The following is a 2,006-nucleotide window of genomic DNA, read 5'->3' on the forward strand; positions in this document are numbered from 1 at the left end:
CAGCCAGCTTATCAGCCTGTCCATTCTGACTGAAACCAATAACCGGGAGCAGGCGCGGCTCTATGCCGACGCAGAACAGACCAGCGCGCTGCTGAGACAACGACAACACCGGATCGAGGAACTGAAACGTGAGAACGAGGATTTACGCCGCTGGGCTGATACTCCTTTGCCTGCTGACATTATCCGGCTGCGGGAACGTCCGACACTCACCGGAGGTGCAGCTTACCGTCAGTGGTTGTCCGCGGGTGACGCCGTGTCGGCTGGATCAGGCAACGCCGCGCACTAACGGTGATCTGAACGCGTTGCTGGATGAAACGGAGGCCGCCTGGGCGGTCTGTGCAGACAAAGTGGACATGATTATTGCGTGTCAGGAGCGAAACAGTGAACAAACCACAATCCCTGCGCCACTCCCTTAATAAAGCAGTGCCTTATGTCCGTAATAACCCGGACAAACTGCATCTGTTTGTGGATAACGGTTCGCTGGTTGCCACGGGGGCCAGCTCCATGTCATGGGAGTACCGCTACACCCTGAACGTGGTGATTGAGGATTTCAGCGGCGACCAGAATCTGCTGATGGCCCCGGTTTTGCTGTGGCTGCGTGATAACCAGCCCGATGCCATCAATAATCCAGCTTTACGGGAAAAGTTATTCACCTTTGAGGTGGATATTCTGCGCAACGATGTCTGTGATATCAGCCTCAACCTGCAACTGACGGAGCGTGTGCTGGTCAGCACTGACGGCAGTGTGTCGAGTGTTGAAGCGGTAGCGGAACCCGATGAACCTGAAGAAATGTGGACGGTGAAACGTGGCTGAACTGCAGAAGGTGGACGACTGGCTGAGTGCATTATTGGCGAATCTGGAGCCAGCCGCAAGAAGCCGCATGATGCGCCAGCTGGCGCAGGAACTGCGCCGGACACAGCAGCAGAACATCAGGATGCAGCGTAATCCAGATGGCAGCAGCTATGAACCGCGACGGGTAACTGCACGCAGCAAGAAGGGACGCATCAAACGCCAGATGTTTGCAAAGCTGCGCACCACAAAATACCTGAAAACTGCCGCCAGCGCCGACTCTGCCAGCGTCCAGTTTGAAGGCAAGGTACAGCGCATTGCCCGTGTTCATCACTACGGCCTGCGCGATCGCGTCAGTCGTAAGGGACCGGAGGTCCGTTACGCAGAGCGTCGCCTGCTGGGTGTAAATGATGATGTTGAGGCAATGACCCGTGACATGATTCTGCAATGGCTGGCGGGGTGATCTTTGTATCAGCACTGATACAAGTTGCAGCACTGCCGCCTTTCTTCCCCTGATGGCAACCTTTCCCTATGAACGCACAATTAACAGAAATCATGCGCCTTATCACCAATCTGATCCGCACAGGTGTAGTCACCGAAGTGGACCGGGAAAACTGGCTTTGTCGGGTGAAAACGGGCGACCTTGAAACCAACTGGATTAACTGGCTGACGCTGCGCGCGGGCAACTCGCGCACCTGGTGGAAACCGTCTGTGGGGGAGCAGGTTGTGCTATTCAGCCTGGGCGGCAATCTGGAAACCGCCTTTGCCCTGCCTGCCGTCTATTCAAACCAGTTTCCGCCGCCGTCCAAGTCTGAGGACGGCAACGTGACGGAATACCCGGACGGCGGCTGGTTTGAGTACGACCCCGAAACCGGGCGCTGGTACGTTCGGGGTATTAAATCCATGGTGATCGAGGCGGTGGATAACGTCACCTTCAAAACCGGGGAGTTTATCGTGGAAGCCGACACCACCCGTATTAACAGTGAGGTGGTGATCAACGGTGGTGTGACTCAGGGCGGCGGCCCGATGAGTTCCAACGAGATCGTGGTGGATGACCACGCGCACAATAAAGTGAAGTCTGGCGGCGACACATCGGGAGGTCCGGTATGACGATGTATTACGGCATGAACAGCGCAACGGGCAAGGCCATTACCGATATTGAGCACCTCAATCAGTCTGTTAAAGACATACTCATCACGCCACAGGGTAGCCGCATT

At 55.9% G+C, this 2,006-nt stretch carries 5 protein-coding genes and 1 pseudogene; all 6 read left to right on the forward strand.

Translation table 11 applies throughout. The annotated features are described in order from the left end of the window. The coding region (gene lysB / locus D9742_RS23030; RefSeq protein WP_130238346.1) for an Rz-like lysis system protein LysB at positions 1-286 on the forward strand (286 nt) is incomplete at its 5' end. After that, positions 171-416 carry an Rz1-like lysis system protein LysC gene (lysC, locus tag D9742_RS23635; RefSeq protein ID WP_233597617.1) on the forward strand — a complete coding sequence of 82 codons (246 nt, stop codon included), beginning with the start codon at positions 171-173 and terminating at the stop codon, positions 414-416. The genes lysB and lysC, both read left to right, overlap by 116 nt. Further along, a complete protein-coding gene (locus tag D9742_RS23040) occupies positions 382-813 on the forward strand; it encodes a phage tail protein (protein WP_130238348.1) in 432 nt (143 codons plus the stop codon). The genes lysC and D9742_RS23040 overlap by 35 nt, the downstream gene beginning before the upstream one ends. Next, a complete protein-coding gene (locus D9742_RS23045; protein ID WP_000829119.1) occupies positions 806-1,252 on the forward strand; it encodes a phage virion morphogenesis protein in 447 nt (148 codons plus the stop codon). Before D9742_RS23040 ends, D9742_RS23045 begins: the two co-directional genes overlap by 8 nt. Before the next feature lie 68 nt (positions 1,253-1,320). After that, positions 1,321-1,899, forward strand: a complete 579-nt coding sequence (locus D9742_RS23050) for a phage baseplate assembly protein V (RefSeq protein WP_130238349.1) — start codon at positions 1,321-1,323, stop codon at positions 1,897-1,899. Then, a pseudogene (locus tag D9742_RS23640) lies at positions 1,896-2,006 on the forward strand (baseplate assembly protein); the annotation flags it as partial. The gene D9742_RS23050 and the pseudogene D9742_RS23640, both read left to right, overlap by 4 nt.

The organism is Escherichia sp. E1V33 (genome assembly GCF_004211955.1).
Classification (GTDB): domain Bacteria; phylum Pseudomonadota; class Gammaproteobacteria; order Enterobacterales; family Enterobacteriaceae; genus Escherichia.